The following is a 22616-nucleotide window of genomic DNA, read 5'->3' on the forward strand; positions in this document are numbered from 1 at the left end:
TTCTTTTATCTCATCGGACCAAAAGGAAACTTTATGACACATGAAGAGACGTTTATGCAGCTTGCTCAATATTGGAACCAAGCCATGCCATTTAACAAGCTATTGGGCTTAGAAATCACCCAATTTAATAGCCAAGAGTCAGTTGTTAGTATTGTCTGGGACGACAAGCTAATTGGTAATCCGGAACAAAAAATACTGCATGGCGGCGTTACGGCTTCAGCGCTTGATCTGGCCGGTAGCGTTGTTGCTGCCGCCAATATCCTCACTCAGTTAGCTGAATTATCACCCGAAATAATTACACAAAGCTTAAGTCGTTTGAGCACTATTGATTTACGGACCGATTTTTTAAGACCCGGACGGGGAGAAAAATTTATTGCGACAGCGAAAATCATTCGTAGTGGCAGTAAGGTGGCAGTTGCCCGCATGGAGATGCATAACGAGAAAGGTGACCATATTGCCTTTGGCACGGGCACTTATATGGTGGGATAAAAGCAGCCATCCTGAGTATTAACATGGGTTGTTTAGCCCAATAATGCTATTATGGTCATTATCTCACCAACCTTAACTCATAACTTACTCCATGCCAATATCTGAAAAAACCGCCTTACGTGGCGGTATTATTAGTGCCGTTAGTGCCTATACTATGTGGGGTATCGCGCCACTATATTTTAAACTAATAGACCATATTAACGCCGATGAAATTTTAGTACATCGCGTGGTTTGGTCAACTGTTTTATTAATCTTAGTCGTGCTGCTGACCAAAAGATCGCGCAATTTTATTGCCACTATTACTCAGCCCAAAATAGTTATGCGATTAACCATTTCAGCGACACTGCTTGCCATGAATTGGTTTATGTTTATATGGGCGGTTAACAATGGCCATTTACTTGATGCCAGCCTAGGTTATTACATTAATCCACTTTTCAGTGTGGCGTTAGGGGTTATATTTCTAGGTGAACGCTTGCGACCTTGGCAGCTATTTGCCGTTGGACTCGCCTTTATAGGTGTGATGATTCAACTCTTTATGGTTGGGTCACTACCGATGATTTCATTAGCATTGGCCGCCACTTTTGGTACTTATGGCTTATTACGTAAAACCATGCCGTTAGACTCATTTGTCGGCTTACTGATCGAGTCTCTGATGATGTTGCCGATAGCCTTGATTTATTGGTTAGTGTTTTTAAAAACTAGTACAACCAATATGTTAGACAATGATATGTCATTAAATATGCTCTTGGTTTGTACCGGCATTGTTACTACTGCGCCCTTGTTATGCTTTTCTGCTGCCACAAAACGTATGACCTTAACGGCTTTAGGATTTTTTCAATACATTGGCCCAAGCATCATGTTTATTTTGGCAACGTTTTATTACCAAGAGCCATTATATTTTGCTAAATTAATTACGTTCGCCTGCATCTGGACCGCATTAGCGATATTTAGTTTTGATTCAGTAAAAGCGAGAAGACAGGCGATAAAAACAGCCACAACATAGCGAGAAGAAATAGTGCAGAAGAGTGACAGATGAGAAAGTTTTATCTGCCAGAGGTGTTTAAAGCAGGGTTAATCGCCGCGCTAGGCCGTTACAACAGATGTTAAACCCGTTGCAACGGTTAGCCAGTGTACTGTCTTGGAAATTTACAGTGTTTCTAAGTTCGCATAAGCAACAACAAGCCACTTGCAACCCACGTCAGCAAAGTTAACTTGAATACGACTTTGCGGACCACTACCTTCGTAGTTTAATACCACACCATCACCAAACTTTTTATGACGAACATTTTGGCCGAGTTTAAAGCCCGAATTACCAAATGTTTCTAAGGTCAGGGCCGATGAAAATTTCCCTGTTGTGACAGGTTTCTTCACTTGATTTTGCAGACGAATTGCCTCTGTACAATCGTCAGGTAGTTCTCTCAAAAATCGACTCGGCTTGTGATTTTTTTCCTGACCATACAATCGACGGCTTTCTGCATGGCATAAATATAATTTTTTCATTGCCCGGGTCATACCGACATAGCACAAACGTCGCTCTTCTTCTAAGCGACCATGGTCTTCAACCGACTGCTGCGAAGGAAACATGCCTTCTTCTAAACCGGCAATAAAGACCAATGGAAACTCTAAGCCTTTAGCCGAGTGCATGGTCATTAACTGTACCGCAGGTTCATGATCATCGGCTTGTGACTGACCAGATTCTAGCGCTGCATGGGTTAAAAAAGCGGTAAGTGGGCTTTGCTCTTCTTCAAGCTCTGGGTCAACCTCAAAAGTTTGACAAGCGTTCACTAGCTCATTTAAGTTTTCAATACGAGCTTCAGCACGCTCACCTTTTTCGGCTTGATACATCGCCTTTAAGCCTGAGTGTTGAATAACATAGTTGGCTTGCTGATCAAGATTTAACTTGCTTGAGTCGTCTTCTAGCTGATCAATAACATTGATAAACTGTTGAATAACCTTGGCACTTCGGCCTTTGAGTTCCTTATTTTGCACCATATGTTGGCAGGCTTGCCACAAGGTACATTCTAAGTTTCTTGCGCCATCACGCACTAGACTTAAGGTTTGATTACCAATGCCACGGGTTGGGGTATTGATAACACGTTCAAAGGCTGCATCGTCATCACGATTATTTAATAAGCGTAAGTAAGCCAGCGCATCTTTAATTTCTTGACGTTCAAAAAATCGTAAACCACCATATATGCGGTAAGGTAATTTCGCTTGAATTAAGGCTTCTTCCATTAAACGTGACTGCGCATTACTGCGATATAAAATCGCCACGTCATCAAGTGAGCCATCATCTTTTTGCCAATCAGCAATGCGTCCGGCAATAAAACGTGCTTCATCTATCTCATTGAATGCAGTATAAATAGATATTTTTTCACCGGCATCATCTTCGGTCCATAAATCTTTGCCTAGACGATTATTATTGTTGTCAATCAGCTGATTAGCGGCCTTGAGAATATTGGCAGATGAACGGTAATTTTGCTCAAGTTTAATCGTTTTTGCGCCATCAAAGTCTTGCAAAAAACGTTGGATATTTTCAATTTTTGCGCCACGCCAGCCATAAATAGATTGGTCGTCGTCACCAACAATCATGACCTTGCCACTTTTTTGGCCTAACAAGGTTAACCAAGCATATTGAATCGCGTTAGTGTCTTGAAACTCATCAACTAAGACATGAGCAAAGCGCTGTTGATAATGCTGTAATAGCTCTGGATTATTTAACCAAAGCTCATGGGCGCGAAGTAATAATTCGGCGAAGTCGACTAAGCCTGCACGGTCACAAGTGTCTTGATAAACCCGATAAACTTTAACAAAAAGCTCTTCTGTTACGTCATGTTGGGCATCAATATGTTGCGGGCGTAAGCCTTCATCTTTTTTACCATTGATATACCAAAGAAATTGTTTGGGAGGCCAGCGTTTTTCATCAAGTTCTAACGAGCGCACAATGCGTTTAATCATGCGTAGCTGATCGTCTGAGTCAAGCACTTGAAAACTTTGTGGCAATTTCGCTTCTTGAAAATGCATACGCAATAAACGATGCGCTAAGCCATGAAAAGTACCAACCCACATTCCTTGTACATTACCATCAACGGTTTGTTCAACACGGGCTCGCATTTCAGCTGCCGCTTTATTGGTAAAAGTAACCGCTAAAATACTATGAGGAGATGCGTGTTCAACCTTCATTAACCAAGCAATACGTTGCACTAAAACCCGGGTTTTACCGCTACCGGCACCGGCAAGCACCAGCATATTTTGTAGTGGTGCAGCAACAACATCTCGTTGTTTATCGTTCAACGACTCAAGTAATTCAGAAACATCCATAGCGAGGTAAAATCAAAAAGCGAAAATATAACCCTATCATAGCAAGTTCAGCACTATTTTGATAACGCTATCCTTAGCCAAGCTAACTAATAAAGTGATCAACTTGGCATTAATTCATCTTCAGGCTAGCTTTTGACTGTATTGTTTGAAATTTATTAGTTAAAAGTAATAAATACAATAATTTATGTCAATATTTTGGCGAGCTGCTCAATGTTGTCAAGCGCAAGCGTCGGGAGAACTTTTAGGGGTTTACCGACTTTATATGGGTTTAACCAGGCGGTTTGACAGCCAGCATTAATAGCACCAAAAACATCATTTTTACCACAATCGCCAACATGTAGTAGTTGTTCAGGGCGAATTTGCAAAGCCGTACAGGTTTTATCAAACATATCGCGGTCAGGTTTTAATTTATTGTCAATCGAGGCATGAAAGTGTTCAGTAAAGTATTTTGCGATACCTATTTTTTGGGTATCAACATTACCGTTAGAAATCGCCACTAGTGGCATCTTGCGCTGAAGAAAGCTCAGAAAATCATGGGTCTGTTGCGGTAAAGTAAAGTTACTACGTTGCTCAACAAAATAAGCTAAAGCGGTAGCGGCAAAAATATTGGCCTCTATACTGGTTAAGCCAAATGACAGAGCACCTAGGTAATAAGTTTTTTCTCGCAATAAGCCCACGTCATGCTGTAGTTCTGGTGATTGTGCGATAACCTGCTGGCGAAAAGGCCACCAAAAGCTAAAATCAAAACGATATAAGTGACTATCAATGCCATAGTCACTCAAGCTTTTGTGTAAATAAGCGACCATCTTTTTATCGGTCGCCACCATAATCGGTTGATTGCTGTATAGGGTATCGTCTAAATCAAAGCTAATCGCATGAAAGGGTTGTAATCGGCGATAAAATCTCACAATGTTTCTACCTAATAGAGATGTTGATGTAAAAGTTTTGCCACCAATTTTTTAAATTGGTTTAGCAATAAGGTATCCATACGCGGATCAAAATGCTCAGCATCTCGGCTACTAATGGCTAAAAAACCGATATCTTCTTGGTTGTGCGTCAGTCGTACTAAAACCACTGACCCGGAGCTTGCTTGAGCAAAAATTAATGCTTGTTCACTTTGTTGTAAGCGGCCAAAATAGTATTGATCTTTACTTAATCGGCTGGCCATTATTTCTGCGCAATCATCAGTAATTAAAGCACTGTGATTGACCGCGACCGGCTTTATTAACCATACTTTAAAGGCGTCAAACGATAACAACTCAGTGGTCGCTTGATGCAAACAATCCAGTAATTCTGCTGCGGTTGTGCAATCGAGTAAACGTAAATAAAGATCGCTGTATAAGGCAAATAATTGTTCATTTTGGCTTGCGATCACCATGAGTTGGGTGATTTCTTCTTCCAAATTATGAATTTTTTCGCGTTGTTGTAACAATTGACGCTCAACTAAAGAAATAGCGCCACGTTGATGATCTGGCAACCTTAAGCCGGTAACAAACTCGGCTTGACGATTAAAAAATTCAGGATGCTGTTGCAGATAGCTGACAATTAATTCATCGGTTAACTGTATTTCATCAGCTGATTTTAAGGTCTGTTCACTTGCTTGCATCACTTTATTTTTATCTTTATTCATAGATTTATTTGCCCATCGAAGACATGCACAGCGGGACCTGTCATTTTGACCGAATTACCTGGGCCTTTCCAAAAAATCTTCAATTGCCCCCCAGGTAAATCAACCAAGACTTGTCGATTAAGTTTCTTTTGCATCTGGCCAACAACAACAGCAGCACATGCGCCACTGCCACAAGCGAGTGTTTCAGCAGCACCACGTTCATAAACCCGCAGTTTAATATATTCAGCTGACACCACTTCCATAAAGCTAATATTCGCTTGTTGAGGAAAACGTTCATGCAATGACAAAGCTCTACCCAATTGCTCTACGGGTGCTTCTTTGACATTATCTACCGTTAAAACGCAGTGCGGGTTGCCCATTGACACAACACCACAAAGCACGGTTTCGTCATCGCTACGCAGAATATAAGTGCCTTCTGCTTTTTGTGCGGTAAAGGGAATTTTTGCTGGTTCAAATTGTGGTACCGGCATATTGACCGAGACATTGCCGTCACGCTCAATAAACAAGGTCATTTTGCCTGATTGCGTTGACACTTTTATTTTATGTTTATTCGTTAAACCCTTTAAGCGCACAAATTTCGCAAAACAACGTGCGCCATTGCCACATTGCCCAACTTCACTGCCATCAGCATTAAAAATTCGATAATGAAAATCTAAATCTGGATCATAAGGAGGTTCAACAATGAGCACTTGATCAAAACCAATACCAAAATTTCGATCGGCCAGTTGTTTAATCTGCTCATTCGATAAAAAAACATTTTGGGTGACATTATCGATGACGATAAAATCGTTACCTAAACCGTGCATTTTAGAAAAATTGATTAACATTTACATCCAATCTCACACTATAAAGGTAGTAAGCTTTCACCTAGCCATAATTGGCTTAAGGTTTCGCGTTTTCTGACTAAATAACTTGCGCTGTCGTCCACCATCACTTCAGCAGCACGTGGCCGACTATTGTAATTTGAACTCATGGTAAAACCATAGGCACCGGCACTGCGTATGGCGAGTAAGTCGCCTGCACTTATTGCCAGCGCTCGATCCTTACCGAGAAAATCACCGGTTTCACATATTGGGCCAACCACATCGTATTGCGCACTGGTCACATCATCACGTTGTTCAACCGGAATAATCGCCTGCCATGCTTGATATAATGCCGGTCTGATCAAATCATTCATTGCTGCATCAACAATCGCAAAATTACGCTCTTCACTGACTTTGATATATTCTACTTCGGTCACTAAAATACCGGCATTGGCCATGATGGCTCGGCCCGGTTCATAAATAAGGGTGAGATCACGACCCGTTAACTTTTGTGCAATCGCTTGGGCATATTCTTTAGGGTGAGGCGGCTGCTCGTCGTCGTAACAAACACCTAAACCACCACCGACATCGATATGCGATAATGTAATACCTTGTTCGGCTAAGGTGTCAACTAACTTTAATACTCGATCGAGTGCGTCTAAAAATGGGGCAATTTCGGTCAGCTGTGAACCAATATGGCAATCAACCCCTTGAATATTAATATGAGACAAGGTGGCGGCGTATTGATACAACTTAGGTGCTTGCTCAATACTAATACCAAACTTATTCTCTTTTAAACCCGTTGAAATATAAGGGTGTGTGCCAGCATCAACATCAGGATTAACCCGTAATGAAATGGGCGCCATTTTGTTTAACCCTAGCGCAACAGCTTGGATACGGTCTAATTCTGCCGCTGATTCAACATTAAAACAGTAAATACCTAAATTTAGCGCGTAAGTTATTTCTTCTGAGGTTTTACCAACACCTGAAAATACAACCTTTTTTGCATCGCCACCGGCTTCAATCACCCGCATCAATTCGCCTTTTGAGACGATATCAAAGCCTGATCCTAACCGCGCCATGACATTTAGCACCGCAAGATTACTATTAGCTTTAACGGCATAACAAACCAGATGTGGGCGCTCTCCAGCCGCTTGGTCAAAAGCATGCCAATGGCGCTCAATAGTCGCTCGAGAATAGATATAAAGTGGTGTTCCGTATTGCTTTGCTAACTCAGCAACCGAACAGTGCTCAGCGTATAATGAATGTTCTTTACGATTAAAAAAGTCCAATGCCGTTATTCCTATGGTTCTAAATTGCTTTTATCACTGCTTTTATCAGTTTCTGGGCTTGTTTTTGGTAAGTTCTCTTGCTGTTGCTCAGGAGTTTGATATAAAGGGCCTTTAATGCCGCAGCCTGTTATGGTGACTAAACTAAGCAAACAAAAAAAAGTAATTGTAATTTCTTTACGCATAATTGATTTATTCGATTTTTTTCCCATGATAGACGTTTTATAATGCCATGACCAACAAATACCAAGCAAAGATTAAACAATCTTAAGGCGCAGGTAAAAAGGAACAGTTAATGAATGATAGTCAGTACAACTTAGCCGCTGAGAACATCTTACTAGCGATAGAAGAAGCCATCGAAAATTGTGGTTGTGATATCGATTATGAAGGTGTTGGCGGGATGTTAACCCTCACCTTTAAAAATGCCAGTAAAATCATCATCAACAAACAAGCACCCTTACATGAAATTTGGGTAGCAACGAAATTTAATGGCCACCATTTTCACTTTGAAAATGATCAGTGGTTTGATAAGCGTGGCGGCGGAGAGCTATGGCAGTTTCTGTCTACTGCAGTCAGCAAACAAGCAGAAGAAACTATTGTCATTGCTGAACAATAAATATTGAATAAGGTAACTGAAATGACCCAAAAAACCGTACGTATTGCAACGCGTAAAAGCGCGCTGGCGTTATGGCAAGCAGAATATGTTAAGGCAAAACTTGAGCATTTTCATCCAGGTATCCAGGTTGAATTAGTGCCCATGACCACCAAAGGTGACATTATTCTTGATACGCCACTGGCCAAGGTTGGCGGAAAAGGCTTATTTGTTAAAGAACTTGAAGTGGCCATATTAGAAGATCGTGCAGATATTGCCGTGCATTCAATGAAAGATGTACCGGTTGAGTTTCCAGAAGGCTTAGGGTTAGATATTATTTGTCCGCGCGAAGACCCGCGAGACGCTTTTGTTTCTAACACTATTGATAGCTTAGCCGACTTACCCCAAGGTGCGATTGTCGGTACCTCAAGTTTACGTCGTCAATGTCAAATTAAAGCCCTGCGGCCCGACTTAACTATTCGCGACCTACGTGGTAACGTCAATACTCGGCTTAAAAAGCTCGATAATGGTGAATATGACGCCATTATTTTAGCTGCAGCTGGGCTTATTCGTTTGGAAATGCCAGAACGTATTCGAGAATATATTGCGCCAGAGGTAATGTTACCGGCGAATGGCCAAGGTGCAGTGGGTATCGAATGTCGCATTGACGATGTCACCATTAAAGCACTGTTAGCGCCACTAAGCTGTGAAGAAACTCGTCTTCGCGTATTGGCAGAACGTGCGATGAATCGCGCGCTTGAAGGCGGTTGTCAGGTACCTATTGGCAGTTATGCTGTGCTTAATAACCAAGAGATATATTTACGCGGTTTAGTTGGCTCGGTTGATGGCAGTGAAATATTAACCAGTGAAATTCGTGGCCACATTAACCAAGCTGCGCAATTAGGTAACCAGCTAGCTGAGCAATTATTGGCTAAAGGTGCTGGCAAAATTCTTCGTCAGGTGTATGACCAAGCATAAGCTTAAAATATTAATCACGCGCCCTGAAAAAGCTGGGCGCGATCTACAAGATTGCCTGCAACAACAGGGTTATCAAAGCTATTGTCAGCCGTGCTTTGATTATCAAGACGGTGCCAGCCTTGAGCAATTACAAGCATTACAAAGTCAACTGACGCGTCCACTGGTCATATTTATTAGCGTCGCAGCAGTAGAGTTTGCTAATAAACTGATGCCAATATCCTCATGGTCGACCAAAGAGGTTATCGCGGTTGGGGCTGCTACTGAGCAAGCATTAAAAACATTAGGCATCAGCGCCTTAGTCCCTGCAAAACATGATAGCGAGGGGCTGTTGGTGTTGCAGCCATTACAAAACGTACAGGCAAAAGACGTGCTCATTGTCCGTGGCGATGGTGGCCGAGAACTTATTGCAGAAGATTTGCGACAGCGTGGCGCCTCGGTACATTATTTTGAAAGTTATCGGCGTGTTTGGCGAAATTGCTCGCCAGAAGTTATCAAAACATGGCATCAACAGCAGATAAATTGTATCTTAATCACTAGTAACGCTTTGCTAGAATTCATAGTAAACTTAATTGATAACTCAGACAATTACTGGCAAGAGCAATGTTTGTGGATTGTGGCAAGTAATAGAATTGCGCTCAAAGCCAAAGCAATGGGTATTAGCCGAATAATAAATGCCAATGGTGCCAATACCACTGCTATTATTAATGCGCTAGCCTATGAGCAGAAATTAAGTTATATCAAGTAGTATAAACAGCATATTAGCCTAATATATTTAATGTGCGTAGCGCCAACATGTAAGATGGGATCAGTTCATGAGCGATAAAAAACCACCCGAGCAAACCAAAGCCGATAATAATACTTCAGCGGTTGACAGCCAGGTTGAACATCAAGCCGACTTATCTGCGTCTTCGAATAAACTGGCAACGGCTGATAATCCAGAAAAATCTCCAGATAAAGCTGATAATATAACTGAAGCTAAAACAAAGGCCACTGCTGCACAAAGCAGCAGGGAGACTCAGCCATCATCAAATAAAAACCATGATAAGAGCACCGCATCTGTGAAAAACACCGCATCTAGCACATCAAGTAAGTCGACAACTGCCGGTACGGCAACGCTGGCAGAAAAAAGCACAGCAAGCCATGCTAAGCAAAGTACGCAGAAAACTTCAAAAACGGCAGTGGTAGCATTAATTATTGCATTATTGGCTATTGCCGCCAGTGCGGGTCACTATTATTGGAGTGAACAACAAAAAGCTCAATATAACTTGCAACTTAATGAGCTTGTAAAACGCCAATTAGTCGAAAATCAGCAGCAAATTGCCCAACAACTGTTAGACAATAAACAGCGTATTGCTCAGCAATTCTCACAAAGTAAACAAGCAAGTACTGCTGAGCTAAACGCGCTGCGTAAAAACTTTGAACAAGGTGAGAACTTGACAAAAAGTCACAGTGAAACGCTGGCACAATTACAGCAGCAAGTGGCAAGTTTAAGTAACAACCAACCTAGTGATTGGTTGTTACAAGAAGCGGAATACCTTATTCGAGTCGCGTCAAGAAGCCTGTGGTTAGAAAAAGAAACCAGTGCCGCTATTAGTTTACTTAATGACGCTGACTTACGTATTAAACAATTAAATGACCCCCAGTTTTTCGCCTTGCGTCAAATTATTCAGCAGGATATCGCCAAGCTAGCATTACTACCGACACTAACAACAGATAACGCTATTTTAAAACTGATGACATTGGCTCAACAAACTCAGCAATTAGCGTTAATAAAGACTCATACTTCAGCAAATAATGACCAAAAAATCGATGATGAATTAAGCGAAAATCCTAGTGATTGGCGGGAGAATCTTGCTAAAACATGGCACAGTATCACGGCTAAATTTCTTACTATTAGTAAAAAATCAGCAGATTCGAAACCATTAATGTCTCCCGGGTTTACACAAAACTTACGTGAAAATTTAAATTTGAAGTTACAAACTGCCATATGGGCGGCCAGTAAAATGAATCAAGAAATTTATCAGCAAGCGCTAATTGAAATTAATCATTGGCTCAAAGATTATTTTGATATGAGCGATATTGGTAACCAGAACTTCTCAAATACTATTCTAAAGTTACAAAATGAAGTTATTAGCGCTGAATACCCGAATAGATTAGATTCTCTAGCAGCAGTTAGACAGTTATTATCTACTAAAAAGCAGCTTGTGGTACCTTCGAAAGAAAAGCCCAGTGCGGCTCAAGCATCAAAAGAAAGCATTACTGAACCGGTTGCTGTTGATCAGCAAGAGGGCGCGTAATGATAAAAATAATTATACTGATCGTTTTCATTATCGCATTAGTCGCGGTTGCTCCAACACTTATTAGTGACCCTGGTTATATGCAAATATCCTTTGGTGGCACTGTGATAGAATCGACTGTGGTTGCTGGCGTTATCATGCTAACGCTGATTTTTATTACCTTACTGCTTAGCCTTAAATTTTTCCGTGGCGGGCTAAATTTTAGCTTCGGCGCTTGGAATAAAATTGCTTTTGCTAGTCGTCGACGTGCGCTGAAAGATTTTAACCAAGGCATTGCAGCCTATGTGTTAGGTGACTATAAACAAGCAGAGCACTTATTAGCTAAATCATCAGCTAAGGCATCATCTTTTGAGCAAATCGCTTACCTTGTTGCCGCAGATGCTGCGCAAAAACAAGCGTTAAAACCAAACACCGACCACTATTTATCCTTGCTAGAACAAACCACTAGCAGCTTAAAAGACCCAGGGTTAGAAACGGTATTAATTAAAATTAAATTACTGATCGGTCAGCATAATTACCCACAAGCACGTACTGTGATCGATCAATACCATAAGCATATCGGGCATGACGCAAGGCTGTTATCGTTAGAAATAGAGTTAAGCTTAATTGAACAGCGTTTTGACTATGTTATTAAGCAGTTAAATACAGCCGAAAAACAAAAGTCGATTAGTGAAAAAACTATCACGCAATGGCAACAGCAAGCTTTTTACGGCGCTTTTAATAGCCAAATTAAACAACATGATAATAATGCTTTGATGGATTATTATCAGCAACTGCCGAAGAAAGTGAAGCAATCAGAAACAGTCGTGCTTGCTTATTGTCAGGTCTTAGCAGAAAACCAAGTTAATGCACCTTTAGCCAAACTATTATTACCAATAATAAAGAAAGGGGCGGCAATTAACCTGTTAAAAGCGGTCAGAACATTACCTATTACCCAAGCTGATGAGTTAATGGCGGCGGCACAGAAACACTTACACAGTGCGCCACAAAATGCTCTTTGGTTGTCATTGGTTGCCCACTTTGCCAAGGTTTCACAGCAATGGCTGTTAGCAGAAAAGGCATTTAATAGCTTAGTTAACTTGGAAGAGAAGCAGTATGATAAAGTCGATTTACTGGCTTTTTCACAAGTTCTTGAACACCAAGGACAACTTGAAAAGGCGAATCAAGTCCTGAGAAAAATTCACGCATAATCACTCGCGCCTAACACACTGATCAGCAGTAGGTAAATGTATAAAGCTTAAAAGCCCTATTTAATAATGGTTACAACCTAAGGGCTTAAACCGCTATTAAATAGGACTCTTGTCCTTTATGTTTTTGTGTTCTTTGATAAGCACCCTTACCTTTTTTAGCGGTAACTATTTGCTGTTTATACAATCTGGACGTAACAACAGCGGCTAAAAAATTATCTTTAATAACCCCACGGCCTAATTCACAACCACCTTGATTTTCTTGGTGTTTTTTTACTTTAGTCTTAGTCATATTCGTTTACCTTTTACTTGGTTTATTAAGTTAAATTACTACAAAATTATTGCTTCGCAGCCAAAACGCGCAGAGTATATACGAATCAAAAAATTATGCAAAAATTTTAAATAAGATTAATTAATTACCATCATAAAAACTTATGAAAAATAATAATGTAATAAAAATTAAAGCCGTCGCCCGTCATCATGGTTTATTTATCACCTTAACTGGGTTTATAGCTTTACTTATTATGGCTTGGCTATGCAGCTATTATTGGCAGCAAGCCCGCTTTCCTTTGATGTTTATGGTCCTCGCTTGCTTAGTGACGATATTTATCGGTTTACTAAAGTTAGCTGAACCAGCACACAGCTTGATCCTGACAGCTGAAACCTTAACTTTTCATCATCGTCATGGTCGTTGGCAATTTAATTGGCAACAGATCCGCAACCTACATTGCGTGACCAATACGGTCGGCCTCAGCCGTGAAGAATTAAATTACGTTGGCATAAAACTAAGTTCGATAGATAGCCTAGCAAACAATATCTCGCTGCGTTTAGCCAACCGAATGATCCACGAACAAAAGCCCCTAATTCACTATTGTATTAAGCATCAATTGCTAACCTTTGAGCAAGGTATTTTAAATTTTGAACCTTACGTTTTAAAGGATGGTAGCATCATTAAAGGGCCATTAGCCGCTTTTATGCATCATAGTGAGGTATTGCATCATGCACTTGGCGCGCACCTATTTATTGCCGCAAGCAATTTAAATGACTCAATTGACGACTTTGTATTTTTGGCAAATACATACTTAGCTAATGCGAAAGAAGCCTATAGTTAATATCAACGTTGTTTAATTTGTAACAACTGAAATTGAATTATTCATTCTTCGCTAAACCACTGTTGGTTCCAAGCTGCCCTTAAGGGCATAAACCTAATATTATTTATGAGTATACGCATATAGTGAGCATCAATAATTTTTAAAACAATCTCTGTAAATGATACATGTCTCAACCCTGATGAGCAGCCAGACATGCAAGTTTGGCATTTGCACCTTATATCTGTTCTATGAGGTTTATGATTTAGTTGTGCGCAGAAAATAAATTAAGGCTGATGTTTATTGTTTAAACCTAAGCATTCACGTCCATGTGTTCAACAAAATAGCCCTTTTATTTAATAAAATTGTTATTAAATAAAAGCAAAGGCATCAGCATACATATGTTCAATTAATGCGCCTTTTTTAACAAAGTCTTCACGCACGGCAGCGACCATTTCAAAACGGCCAGCTAAGTAAATGTCATAATCGACTAAGTTGTTAACTTCTGCCATCACCACTTTATGTACCATGCCTGTGCGACCTTGCCAATCATCATTCGGCGCTTCAATTACAGGGGTAAATTTACCATTGGGTAACTTATTAATGATGGCCGCTGTTTGCTCTAGCTCATAACACGCACTTGGGTCACGTAAGCCCCAGTAAACGATAACTTCACGTTCAGAATGCTGTAATGCTAAATATTCAAACATAGATTTTATGTATGAGAATCCTGTACCACCGGCAATAAGTAATAATGGGCGTGTACTTTCTTCGCGCAATTGCGCATTACCTAACGGCATTTCGATGGTAACTTCAGTGTTGGCTTTAATGTGCTCAATAACTTGCATTGGATAACTGTCTGAGCCAAAAGCACCAATTTGTAATTCAATTAATTGTGCACCTGGGGCACTAGCAATTGAAAAAGGGCGTTTATCATCGTCACTCATTACAAAATTTAAATATTGTCCGGCAGAAAAATCAACAGGCTGACTTGGCTTTAAAAGCGCCTTATAAACATGCTCTGTTAATGGTGTTAACGACGCTACCTGACATGTAATCACTTTCATTTATTTTGTACCTTATTACTGCCTGCTGGTTATTTTGCTACAGTATTATTAGTGTATGAGTTACAGCAATTAGACGAACTAAATACTGTTTTTAAATGGTCTGACTAAGAGATTTTAGTTCTGCTAATTTCTCTAATGGATTGATGAAATCTTTTAAACTACTCTATTAGAATTGAACCAAAAATTTGTCGGTATTATAACGGTTGAAAGATAAAATCCCTAATTGATAGTAATATGATGTAAATTATTTTTTGACTCTGATCGTCATTGCAATACTAAAGCTGCTTTATACCCGCTCGATTGATGCTGAGAATACCGTTCCTAGCGACCTCGGTAATGACTCCCATACAACTCGACTAATTTACAGCCATCTAAGAACAGCACTTCTCGACATGAATAAATCCTCATACTTGGAGTTAGAATAACAAAAAAAACAAAACAAAGCAGGAGCATATTATTGAGCAATAGCGGGCAAGCGTGATTGAAAGTAACACGGATATCAAATGTTTAGGCAAACTTAGCCGCAGCCATTATTTTTTCAATTACTTTTCAATTGTATAAGCAGGTAATTTTATTGCTGATATAAAAATGCCAGCATTTGCTGGCATCATTAAACAATGTTTATCTTGGTATTACTGGCGCTTCATTGAATCAAAAAACTCATTATTAGTTTTTGTCATCGCCAGTTTATCAATCATGAATTCCATCGCGTCAATTTCACCCATTTCATGGACGATTTTACGTAATATCCACATTTTTTGTAATTCATCAGGCTTAGTTAATAGCTCTTCGCGACGTGTGCCACTGCGGTTAAAATGAATGGCTGGGAAAACACGTTTTTCCGCAATTTTGCGTGATAAGTGTAGTTCCATATTACCTGTGCCTTTAAACTCTTCGTAGATAACTTCATCCATTTTAGAGCCAGTATCAACAAGGGCTGTTGCTATGATGGTTAAGCTACCGCCTTCTTCAATATTACGCGCTGCACCGAAAAAGCGTTTTGGACGATGTAAGGCATTGGCATCAACACCACCGGTTAATATTTTACCTGATGATGGAATAACCGTATTGTATGCACGTGCTAGTCGAGTAATTGAATCTAGTAAAATAACCACATCTTTTTTATGTTCAACTAAACGTTTTGCCTTTTCAATAACCATTTCTGCTACTTGAACATGACGACTCGCTGGCTCATCAAAGGTAGAAGCAATAACTTCACCTTTAACTAAGCGCTGCATTTCTGTTACTTCTTCCGGGCGCTCATCAATAAGTAATACCATTAATTCAGCATCAGGATGATTATGGGCAATGCTTTGGGCAATATTTTGTAGTAATAAAGTTTTACCCGCTTTTGGTGGTGCAACGATCAAACCACGTTGTCCTTTACCAATCGGTGAAGCTAAATCTAACACACGTGCGGTAATATCTTCAGTCGAACCGTTACCGCGTTCCATCGTCATACGGTTGGTTGGGTGAATAGGTGTTAGGTTTTCAAAAAGAATTTTATTACGAGAATTTTCAGGTCGATCAAAGTTAACTTCATTAACTTTTAATAGTGCAAAATAACGTTCGCCATCTTTTGGTGGGCGAATTTTACCGTTAATAGTATCGCCGGTACGCATACTAAATCGGCGTATTTGGCTTGGTGATACATAAATATCATCAGGACCGGCTAAATAAGAAGAATCTGCTGATCGCAAAAAGCCAAAGCCATCTTGTAGAATTTCTAAAACACCACTACCAAAAATATCTTCACCACTTTTAGCATGGGCTTTTAAAATGGCAAAAATAATGTCTTGCTTGCGATTACGAGCCAAATGCTCCAATTTCATTGATTCTGCGAGCTGAATTAGTTCGCTGATCGACTTTTCTTTAAGTTCATTAAGATTCATAGTGGTGGGTTCTTAGACTATTTAGGTTGTTATGCTGCGCCGTTTGGCGATTTAGGATGTTTGAGTATGGTGTTGAGATGTTCTTTTGTTCGAAATCTAAATTTAGCATTAAAAAGCAAAGCCGTAAAGGATCACTTAGTTGATCTTTAGCTAAAAAACAAAAAGGCCCGATCATTCGGGCCTTTTTTTATAAATTCTTATCAATAAACTCTTTTAATTGAGTTTTTGATAACGCACCAACTTTAGTGTCAGCGACAACGCCATCTTTAAATAGTAACAGCGTAGGAATACCACGAATGCCATATTTAGGTGGAGTGTTAGAATTTTGATCAATGTTTAATTTACCGATAGTTAATTTACCAGCATATTCTTCAGCAACGTCATTTAACAACGGCGCGATCATTTTACATGGTCCACACCATTCAGCCCAAAAATCAACTAGGACTAAACCTGATGCATTGATTACATCAGTGTCAAAACTATCATCTGTTAACTGAACAATTTTATCGCTCATTTATATCTCCATTAAAGGTGGCCTATCGCCAATTGTTTAAGATTATACCTTCATCACCATTAATTACCAACATTGATATATAACAGTTATCGACGTTTTATTTCAAAATCAACTAATGCTATCAATTTATTAAGGCTTTTATGTGAATCTAATTTTTATTAATAGCGTAACCTGTTAAGCTAGCGGTATGAAAAAAACACACTTAACAGAAATAAAGTTCTCCGAACTTAAGCTCGAGCCTACCGTGGTAAACGGCCTCGAATCAATGGGCTTTGAATATTGTACTGCAATTCAAGCAAAGTCTCTTCCTATACTCATGACGGGCAAAGATATTGCCGGTCAAGCGCAAACTGGTGAAGGTAAAACTATTGCCTTTTTAGCGGCAACATTTCATCATTTATTACAGAAAAAAGATGTTAGCCACAATCAACCGCGTGCCTTAATTATGGCGCCAACACGTGAGCTTGCAATTCAAATTCATCGCGATGCCATTGAAATGGCAAAAAGTACCGGGTTACGCCTTGGTATTGTATATGGTGGTGAAGGTTACGAAAGTCAACGCCAAGAACTTGAACAAGGTGTAGATATTTTAATCGGCACTTGTGGCCGCTTACTTGATTACTTAAAACAAGGTATTTATAACCTTAGTAATATCGAAGTTGTGGTACTTGATGAAGCGGATCGTATGTTCGATTTAGGCTTTATTAAAGACATTCGTTATATGTTTGGAAAAATGCCAACAGCGACTGAGCGTTTAAGCATGCTATTTTCTGCTACCTTATCTTTTCGGGTTAAAGAATTAGCTTTTGAACACATGAACGATCCTGACAGTGTTGAAGTAGAACCTGACCAGAAAACCAATGTTCGTATTTCTGAAGAGCTATTTTATCCTTCTAACGAAGATAAAATGTCTTTACTACAAACATTGATTGAAGAAGATTGGCCAGACAAAGCGATTATTTTTGCCAATACTAAACATGTTTGTGAAAAAATATATGCCCACCTTGAAGCGGATAATATTCGCGTAGGTATGCTTACCGGTGACGTTATTCAAAAGAAACGTCTGAAAATTTTAGAGCAATTTACCGCGGGGCAACTTGATGTTTTAGTCGCTACCGATGTAGCAGCACGTGGTTTACATATTGAAGCCGTGACTCATGTATTTAATTACGACTTACCTGATGACTGTGAAGATTATGTACATCGTATTGGCCGTACAGGCCGAGCGGGTGCTACTGGCCATGCCATTAGTTTAGCATGCGAGCAATATGTTTTTAATTTACCCGCAATTGAAAGCTACATTGATCATTCATTACCTGTCAGTAAATATAATCATGATGCGCTATTGACCGACTTACCAAGACCTAAACCGCGCCCGCGTCGTCATAAGCCTCACAATGGTGGCCAAAATCGAAGCCGCAATCCAGGTACTAGGCCTCAAAGGAACAGCTAATTAATGACGACCACTTCAATGGAGACTTTATCACCTCTGTATGCCGTGGTCGATTTAGGCTCCAATAGCTTCCATATGTTGCTCACTCGACAACTTGCCGATAGTGTGCAGGTTGTTGACAAAGTAAAGCGTAAAGTGCGCCTTGCTGCTGGCCTGAGCGCAGAAAATATATTGTCTGAGCAAGCCATGGCAAAAGGCTTAGAATGTTTAAGTTTTTTTGCCGAGCGCCTGCAAGATATCCCCAAAGAAAATATTCGAATTGTGGCCACTGCCACTTTAAGGTTAGCGCATAATCGTGCTGATTTTATGGCCAAAGCTGAGCAGGTTTTGGGACATAAAGTCACCTTGTTAAGCGGCATTGCTGAAGCTAAGCATATATACCTTGGCGTAGCTCATACCAGTTATAGCGCAGATAAACGCTTAGTTTTAGATATTGGCGGTGCTAGTACAGAGATTATTGTTGGTCGAGGCTTTAGGGTTAAACAAGCTCATAGCCTTAACTTAGGTTGCGTCACTTATAATCAACAATTTTTCCCCGATGGTACGCTTACGGCTGAAAACTTCGCTGATGCAATATCTGCCGCTGAACAGACTATTGCCACGGTAAAAGCTGATTTTTGTGCAATTGGTTGGCAATGTGTACTAGGCGGTTCAGGTACTATGCAAGCATTAGCCGAAATGTTGATTTATCAACATAAGCCCAGTGTGCTTTCATTGAACTTTCTTTATCAGGTGCAAAAACAATTACAAACCTTTGAGCATATCAAGGATATTAATTTACCCGGTTTATCAACCGAGAGAAGCCCTGTGATTGCCAGTGGCTTAGCTATTCTCATTGCCTTATTTCAACAATTTTCTATTCAACAATTAACCCTCTCTAGTGGTGCCTTACGTGAAGGCTTACTATACGAAATGTTACCCGATAGCCACACCACTAATATTCGCCAGCGCACTATCCAGGCGTTAAGCCAACGTTTTCATATTGATCAACAACATGCCGATAGTGTAAAGCGGCAAATTCGCACGCTGTTTACCCAATTGAAAAGCTCATGGAATTTACCTGAGGGTAATGCATTAGAGTTATTATTGGCCAGCGGGGACTTGCATGAAATAGGTTTATTGCTTGAATACAAATACCATCAACAGCACAGTGCTTATATTCTTACTCATGCAGACCTTGCGGGCTTTAGTCAGCCAGATCGGCAACTACTGGTGAGTTTGGTCACACTTTATAAAGGTGATATCAACCAAGTGCTTATTGAACAACAATCAGCGATAGAGGCTGAAAGTGCGACAAAATTATTAATTATTCTTCGCTTAGCGGTAAAATTGTGCCGTCGCCGCAAAGACGATAAATTACCAAACTACCATATAAGGCTCAATGAGAAAGCTTTGTTCTTGTCCTTACCCAAAGCTTGGCTCATGCAACACGCGCTAATTCATGATGAATTAAAGCAAGAAAATGACCATATTGCCCGCCTAGGTTATCGCTTGCACATTGACTGTGAAAATGAATTAAGTGTCTTGGCCACGCCAGACTGAAAAATCATCAAACTCGTATCCTTAACTCTTCTGATTATTATCGTCTGGAAGAAAAATCGCCCCTTGTTCCTGAGCATAAAAAAGTCGTGCTATATAGCACGACTATTAACTGACAGTAAATTCAGCACAGCTTTGAGTATTTCAACGGCTGTTTAGGCTTTTTGTTCTTCTTTTAACCAACGCGCTACTCGCTTAGCAAAATAGGTAAGAATGCCATCTGCTCCGGCTCGTTTAAAGGCCAACAAACCTTCCATTACACAAGGTTTTTCTGCTAACCAGCCATTTTGAATTGCGGCCATGTGCATCGCATATTCACCACTGACTTGATAAGCATAAGTCGGTACTTGAAAATTATCTTTTACTCGGCGCACAATATCTAAATATGGCATACCTGGTTTAACCATCACCATATCTGCCCCTTCATGAATATCTTGTGCGACTTCATGCAAGGCTTCATTACTATTGGCGGGATCCATTTGATAAGAAAATTTATTACCCCCTTTGATATTACCTGCAGAGCCTACCGCATCACGAAATGGACCATAGTAGCTAGAGGCGAATTTGGCAGAATAAGCCAATATTTTCGTATTAACAAAATGGTGCAGCTCTAACTCCTGACGAATGGCGCCGATACGACCATCCATCATATCTGAAGGAGCAACAACATCAGCACCCGCTTGTGCATGAGATAAGGCTTGTTTAACTAAAATATCCTTAGTCACCTCATTCAGAACATAACCGTTATCATCGATAATGCCATCTTGACCATGGGTAGTGAATGGGTCTAAGGCAACATCAGTTATTACACCTAAGCTTGGGAACTTTGCCTTCACTGCTCGCACGGTGCGTTGAGCCAAACCATCAATGTTATAAGCTTCTTCAGCCAACAATGACTTTTTATCAGCTGGGGTAACTGGAAAAATGGCAATCGCAGGTATGCCTAAAGCGACCAGTTCCTGACATTCTTCTAATAACAGATCGATACTCTTACGTTCGACACCCGGCATTGAGGCAATAGCTTCACACTGGTTTTCACCTTCTAAGACAAAAACAGGGTAAATCAGATCATTTACACTCAGTTGATGTTCTGACATTAAACGTCGTGAAAAGTCATCAGAGCGCATACGACGCATACGACGGGCGGGATATTGGCCAAAGACGTTGTTCATACTTATTTCCTATAATAATTTAATTTTACTTTTCTATACGTATAGCCACATCCAATGAATTAATGCACTGACAACTTTGCCTATAGCTTTTTAAACTGGCCCCTAGTGAGCTCACTAGCCATTAAATGGAGGCTAAAAATGCATGATAAAGAACTATACTTAACATGTTTTTCTTTTTATCAAATCGCTATTGAAGCACTAAGTTGACAGATTCATTATTTCAATGGGCATTACTTGTACTTGATCTCGACCCGCTTGCTTAGCTTTATAGAGGGCTTTATCTGCCTTATCAAAGATAATTTCAGGTGTCACACCTTGCTCTTGCTGATACGTTGTCAGACCACAACTGACGGTTAAATGAATAACATTTTCATGATTGAAAATATGTTGTTGGCGCGCACGTTGACAAATATCTTCTGCCAAAGCTAAAGCCCCTTTTTCATCTGTTTCAGGCAGGATCAAGCAAAACTCTTCACCACCATAGCGACAAGCAACATCCGTACTGAATTACGCATTGCGAGTACTTAAATTGAAAACGCGTTCACTATTAAGGGTTGTTTGTTTGATAATTTCCTGTTCACTATAACCCATTAATTCGGCTAACACAGTGACAATATAAGGTAAGTAGCTAGGTTCATTACGGCTACTTTTGGGTTTTGGACGAATGTTTCTTGGCGTTAAATAAGGCGCATCTGTTTCGATCATTAGTCGATCTAGTGGAATAAAAGGCACAATATCGCGTAACTCTTGACCACGACGCTCATCGCAAAGCCAACCGGTAATGCCAATATACATGTCAGCATCTATACACTGCTGTAACTCTTTTTGATTGCCGGTAAAGCAATGGGAAACCATGGCGGGAATACGAGCAATATAAGGTTTTAAAATTTCAAACCAAGGTTCGAAGGCATCACGTTGATGTAAGAATAAGGGTAATTGAAGTTGCTCTGCTAACGCCACTTGCTGAGTAAAAACATTTTTCTGATTGCTGGCACTTGAGAAATTACGATTAAAGTCTAGCCCGCACTCACCAATCGCTTTGACGCAGCTATTTTCAGCTAAATCAGCCAGTTGTTGTTGAAAATTTGTCTCAGCATGGTCTGCGTCGTGCGGATGAATACCGGCAGTACTATATAAGTAGTCTGGATAGTCCTGGCAAAGCTCAATCGCTTGCTTACTTGCAAAAATATTAGTGCCAGTAACCAGTAAGGCATTAATATTTTTTGCTTTAGCGCGGGTAATAACAGCAGAAAGATCTTTGTCAAACCGTGTGTTGGTTAAGTTGACACCAATATCAATCAAGGG

Annotated in this window: 22 protein-coding genes and 1 pseudogene; 10 read left to right on the forward strand and 13 right to left on the reverse strand. The window is 40.1% G+C overall.

Annotated features, from left to right (window positions below):
- Positions 1 to 33: 33 nt before the first annotated feature.
- Together H4J41_RS16100 and rarD are read left to right on the forward strand one after the other, a co-directional pair.
- A complete protein-coding gene (locus H4J41_RS16100) occupies positions 34 to 489 on the forward strand; it encodes a thioesterase family protein (RefSeq protein WP_182137161.1) in 456 nt (151 codons plus the stop codon).
- Positions 490 to 580: 91 nt separating this feature from the next.
- On the forward strand, positions 581 to 1492 hold the full coding sequence (gene rarD / locus H4J41_RS16105) for an EamA family transporter RarD (RefSeq protein ID WP_182137162.1): 912 nt from the start codon (positions 581 to 583) through the stop codon (positions 1490 to 1492).
- Positions 1493 to 1635: 143 nt separating this feature from the next.
- Here rarD and uvrD read toward each other — a convergent pair whose 3' ends face one another.
- From uvrD to H4J41_RS16135, 6 genes are all read right to left on the reverse strand, one after another.
- Entirely contained in the window at positions 1636 to 3810 is a 2175-nt protein-coding gene (uvrD, locus tag H4J41_RS16110) for a DNA helicase II (protein WP_182137163.1), read from the reverse strand.
- A 182-nt stretch (positions 3811 to 3992) separates the two neighbouring features.
- Complete coding sequence (locus H4J41_RS16115) at positions 3993 to 4718, reverse strand: HAD-IA family hydrolase (RefSeq protein WP_182137164.1); 726 nt, start codon at positions 4716 to 4718, stop codon at positions 3993 to 3995.
- 11 nt (positions 4719 to 4729) lie between these two features.
- Complete coding sequence (locus tag H4J41_RS16120; protein ID WP_259364469.1) at positions 4730 to 5440, reverse strand: DUF484 family protein; 711 nt, start codon at positions 5438 to 5440, stop codon at positions 4730 to 4732.
- A complete protein-coding gene (gene dapF / locus H4J41_RS16125; protein ID WP_182137165.1) occupies positions 5437 to 6267 on the reverse strand; it encodes a diaminopimelate epimerase in 831 nt (276 codons plus the stop codon). The genes H4J41_RS16120 and dapF overlap by 4 nt, the downstream gene beginning before the upstream one ends.
- Before the next feature lie 17 nt (positions 6268 to 6284).
- Complete coding sequence (lysA, locus tag H4J41_RS16130) at positions 6285 to 7535, reverse strand: diaminopimelate decarboxylase (protein ID WP_182137166.1); 1251 nt, start codon at positions 7533 to 7535, stop codon at positions 6285 to 6287.
- A gap of 11 nt (positions 7536 to 7546) precedes the next feature.
- On the reverse strand, positions 7547 to 7717 hold the full coding sequence (locus H4J41_RS16135) for an LPS translocon maturation chaperone LptM (protein ID WP_182137167.1): 171 nt from the start codon (positions 7715 to 7717) through the stop codon (positions 7547 to 7549).
- Between the two features lie 110 nt (positions 7718 to 7827).
- Between H4J41_RS16135 and cyaY the strand changes: the two genes are divergently transcribed.
- The 5 genes from cyaY to H4J41_RS16160 all read left to right on the forward strand — a co-directional run bounded on the left by cyaY (position 7828) and on the right by H4J41_RS16160 (position 12589).
- Complete coding sequence (gene cyaY / locus H4J41_RS16140; RefSeq protein WP_182137168.1) at positions 7828 to 8148, forward strand: iron donor protein CyaY; 321 nt, start codon at positions 7828 to 7830, stop codon at positions 8146 to 8148.
- 21 nt (positions 8149 to 8169) lie between these two features.
- Entirely contained in the window at positions 8170 to 9102 is a 933-nt protein-coding gene (gene hemC, locus H4J41_RS16145; protein ID WP_182137169.1) for a hydroxymethylbilane synthase, read from the forward strand.
- A complete protein-coding gene (locus H4J41_RS16150) occupies positions 9089 to 9847 on the forward strand; it encodes a uroporphyrinogen-III synthase (RefSeq protein WP_182137170.1) in 759 nt (252 codons plus the stop codon). Before hemC ends, H4J41_RS16150 begins: the two co-directional genes overlap by 14 nt.
- Positions 9848 to 9914: 67 nt before the next feature.
- Positions 9915 to 11399: a uroporphyrinogen-III C-methyltransferase gene (locus H4J41_RS16155; protein ID WP_182137171.1), complete on the forward strand. Its 1485-nt coding sequence runs from the start codon at positions 9915 to 9917 to the stop codon at positions 11397 to 11399.
- Positions 11399 to 12589, forward strand: coding sequence for a heme biosynthesis HemY N-terminal domain-containing protein (locus tag H4J41_RS16160; protein ID WP_182137172.1), 1191 nt, complete (start codon positions 11399 to 11401; stop codon positions 12587 to 12589). Before H4J41_RS16155 ends, H4J41_RS16160 begins: the two co-directional genes overlap by 1 nt.
- 85 nt (positions 12590 to 12674) lie before the next feature.
- On the opposite strand, the gene arfA is transcribed toward H4J41_RS16160, so the two are convergent.
- The gene (gene arfA, locus H4J41_RS16165) at positions 12675 to 12878 is read right to left on the reverse strand and encodes an alternative ribosome rescue factor ArfA (protein WP_182137173.1); all 204 of its coding nucleotides are present in this window, start codon (positions 12876 to 12878) and stop codon (positions 12675 to 12677) included.
- Positions 12879 to 13020: 142 nt separating this feature from the next.
- Here arfA and H4J41_RS16170 point away from each other — a divergent pair, with 142 nt between their 5' ends.
- Positions 13021 to 13698 carry a DUF2982 domain-containing protein gene (locus H4J41_RS16170; protein WP_182137174.1) on the forward strand — a complete coding sequence of 226 codons (678 nt, stop codon included), beginning with the start codon at positions 13021 to 13023 and terminating at the stop codon, positions 13696 to 13698.
- 347 nt (positions 13699 to 14045) lie between these two features.
- Here the strand turns inward: H4J41_RS16170 and fre are convergent, their stop codons facing one another.
- The 3 genes from fre to trxA form a co-directional block, all read right to left on the reverse strand.
- Positions 14046 to 14741, reverse strand: a complete 696-nt coding sequence (gene fre, locus H4J41_RS16175; protein WP_182137175.1) for an NAD(P)H-flavin reductase — start codon at positions 14739 to 14741, stop codon at positions 14046 to 14048.
- A 632-nt stretch (positions 14742 to 15373) separates the two neighbouring features.
- A complete protein-coding gene (gene rho / locus H4J41_RS16180) occupies positions 15374 to 16633 on the reverse strand; it encodes a transcription termination factor Rho (protein ID WP_182137176.1) in 1260 nt (419 codons plus the stop codon).
- A 187-nt stretch (positions 16634 to 16820) separates the two neighbouring features.
- Complete coding sequence (gene trxA, locus H4J41_RS16185; RefSeq protein ID WP_126670492.1) at positions 16821 to 17147, reverse strand: thioredoxin TrxA; 327 nt, start codon at positions 17145 to 17147, stop codon at positions 16821 to 16823.
- A gap of 187 nt (positions 17148 to 17334) precedes the next feature.
- On the opposite strand from trxA, the gene rhlB reads away from it, so the two are divergent.
- Both rhlB and H4J41_RS16195 read left to right on the forward strand, forming a co-directional pair.
- A complete protein-coding gene (gene rhlB, locus H4J41_RS16190) occupies positions 17335 to 18600 on the forward strand; it encodes an ATP-dependent RNA helicase RhlB (RefSeq protein ID WP_182137177.1) in 1266 nt (421 codons plus the stop codon).
- A gap of 3 nt (positions 18601 to 18603) precedes the next feature.
- Positions 18604 to 20142 carry a guanosine-5'-triphosphate,3'-diphosphate pyrophosphatase gene (locus tag H4J41_RS16195; RefSeq protein WP_259364470.1) on the forward strand — a complete coding sequence of 513 codons (1539 nt, stop codon included), beginning with the start codon at positions 18604 to 18606 and terminating at the stop codon, positions 20140 to 20142.
- A gap of 152 nt (positions 20143 to 20294) precedes the next feature.
- Here H4J41_RS16195 and hemB read toward each other — a convergent pair whose 3' ends face one another.
- The 3 genes and pseudogenes from hemB to H4J41_RS16210 form a co-directional block, all read right to left on the reverse strand.
- On the reverse strand, positions 20295 to 21311 hold the full coding sequence (gene hemB, locus H4J41_RS16200; RefSeq protein ID WP_182137178.1) for a porphobilinogen synthase: 1017 nt from the start codon (positions 21309 to 21311) through the stop codon (positions 20295 to 20297).
- Between the two features lie 198 nt (positions 21312 to 21509).
- A pseudogene (locus H4J41_RS16205) lies at positions 21510 to 21800 on the reverse strand (GGDEF domain-containing protein); the annotation flags it as partial.
- A gap of 18 nt (positions 21801 to 21818) precedes the next feature.
- Positions 21819 to 22613, reverse strand: coding sequence for a TatD family hydrolase (locus tag H4J41_RS16210; protein WP_182137180.1), 795 nt, complete (start codon positions 22611 to 22613; stop codon positions 21819 to 21821).
- Positions 22614 to 22616: the final 3 nt, after the last annotated feature.

Origin of the sequence: Colwellia sp. MB3u-45 (assembly GCF_014077005.1) — a bacterium.
In the GTDB taxonomy this organism is placed as follows: Bacteria; Pseudomonadota; Gammaproteobacteria; order Enterobacterales; family Alteromonadaceae; genus Cognaticolwellia.

Coding starts and splice junctions, on each gene's coding strand:
- H4J41_RS16100 (WP_182137161.1), top strand. CDS start 34: ATGACACATGAAGAGACGTTTATGCAGCTTGCTCAATATTGGAACCAA.
- rarD (WP_182137162.1), top strand. CDS start 581: ATGCCAATATCTGAAAAAACCGCCTTACGTGGCGGTATTATTAGTGCC.
- uvrD (WP_182137163.1), bottom strand. CDS start 3,810: ATGGATGTTTCTGAATTACTTGAGTCGTTGAACGATAAACAACGAGAT.
- H4J41_RS16120 (WP_259364469.1), bottom strand. CDS start 5,440: ATGAATAAAGATAAAAATAAAGTGATGCAAGCAAGTGAACAGACCTTA.
- dapF (WP_182137165.1), bottom strand. CDS start 6,267: ATGTTAATCAATTTTTCTAAAATGCACGGTTTAGGTAACGATTTTATC.
- H4J41_RS16135 (WP_182137167.1), bottom strand. CDS start 7,717: ATGCGTAAAGAAATTACAATTACTTTTTTTTGTTTGCTTAGTTTAGTC.
- cyaY (WP_182137168.1), top strand. CDS start 7,828: ATGAATGATAGTCAGTACAACTTAGCCGCTGAGAACATCTTACTAGCG.
- hemC (WP_182137169.1), top strand. CDS start 8,170: ATGACCCAAAAAACCGTACGTATTGCAACGCGTAAAAGCGCGCTGGCG.
- H4J41_RS16150 (WP_182137170.1), top strand. CDS start 9,089: ATGACCAAGCATAAGCTTAAAATATTAATCACGCGCCCTGAAAAAGCT.
- H4J41_RS16155 (WP_182137171.1), top strand. CDS start 9,915: ATGAGCGATAAAAAACCACCCGAGCAAACCAAAGCCGATAATAATACT.
- H4J41_RS16160 (WP_182137172.1), top strand. CDS start 11,399: ATGATAAAAATAATTATACTGATCGTTTTCATTATCGCATTAGTCGCG.
- arfA (WP_182137173.1), bottom strand. CDS start 12,878: ATGACTAAGACTAAAGTAAAAAAACACCAAGAAAATCAAGGTGGTTGT.
- H4J41_RS16170 (WP_182137174.1), top strand. CDS start 13,021: ATGAAAAATAATAATGTAATAAAAATTAAAGCCGTCGCCCGTCATCAT.
- fre (WP_182137175.1), bottom strand. CDS start 14,741: ATGAAAGTGATTACATGTCAGGTAGCGTCGTTAACACCATTAACAGAG.
- rho (WP_182137176.1), bottom strand. CDS start 16,633: ATGAATCTTAATGAACTTAAAGAAAAGTCGATCAGCGAACTAATTCAG.
- trxA (WP_126670492.1), bottom strand. CDS start 17,147: ATGAGCGATAAAATTGTTCAGTTAACAGATGATAGTTTTGACACTGAT.
- rhlB (WP_182137177.1), top strand. CDS start 17,335: ATGAAAAAAACACACTTAACAGAAATAAAGTTCTCCGAACTTAAGCTC.
- H4J41_RS16195 (WP_259364470.1), top strand. CDS start 18,604: ATGACGACCACTTCAATGGAGACTTTATCACCTCTGTATGCCGTGGTC.
- hemB (WP_182137178.1), bottom strand. CDS start 21,311: ATGAACAACGTCTTTGGCCAATATCCCGCCCGTCGTATGCGTCGTATG.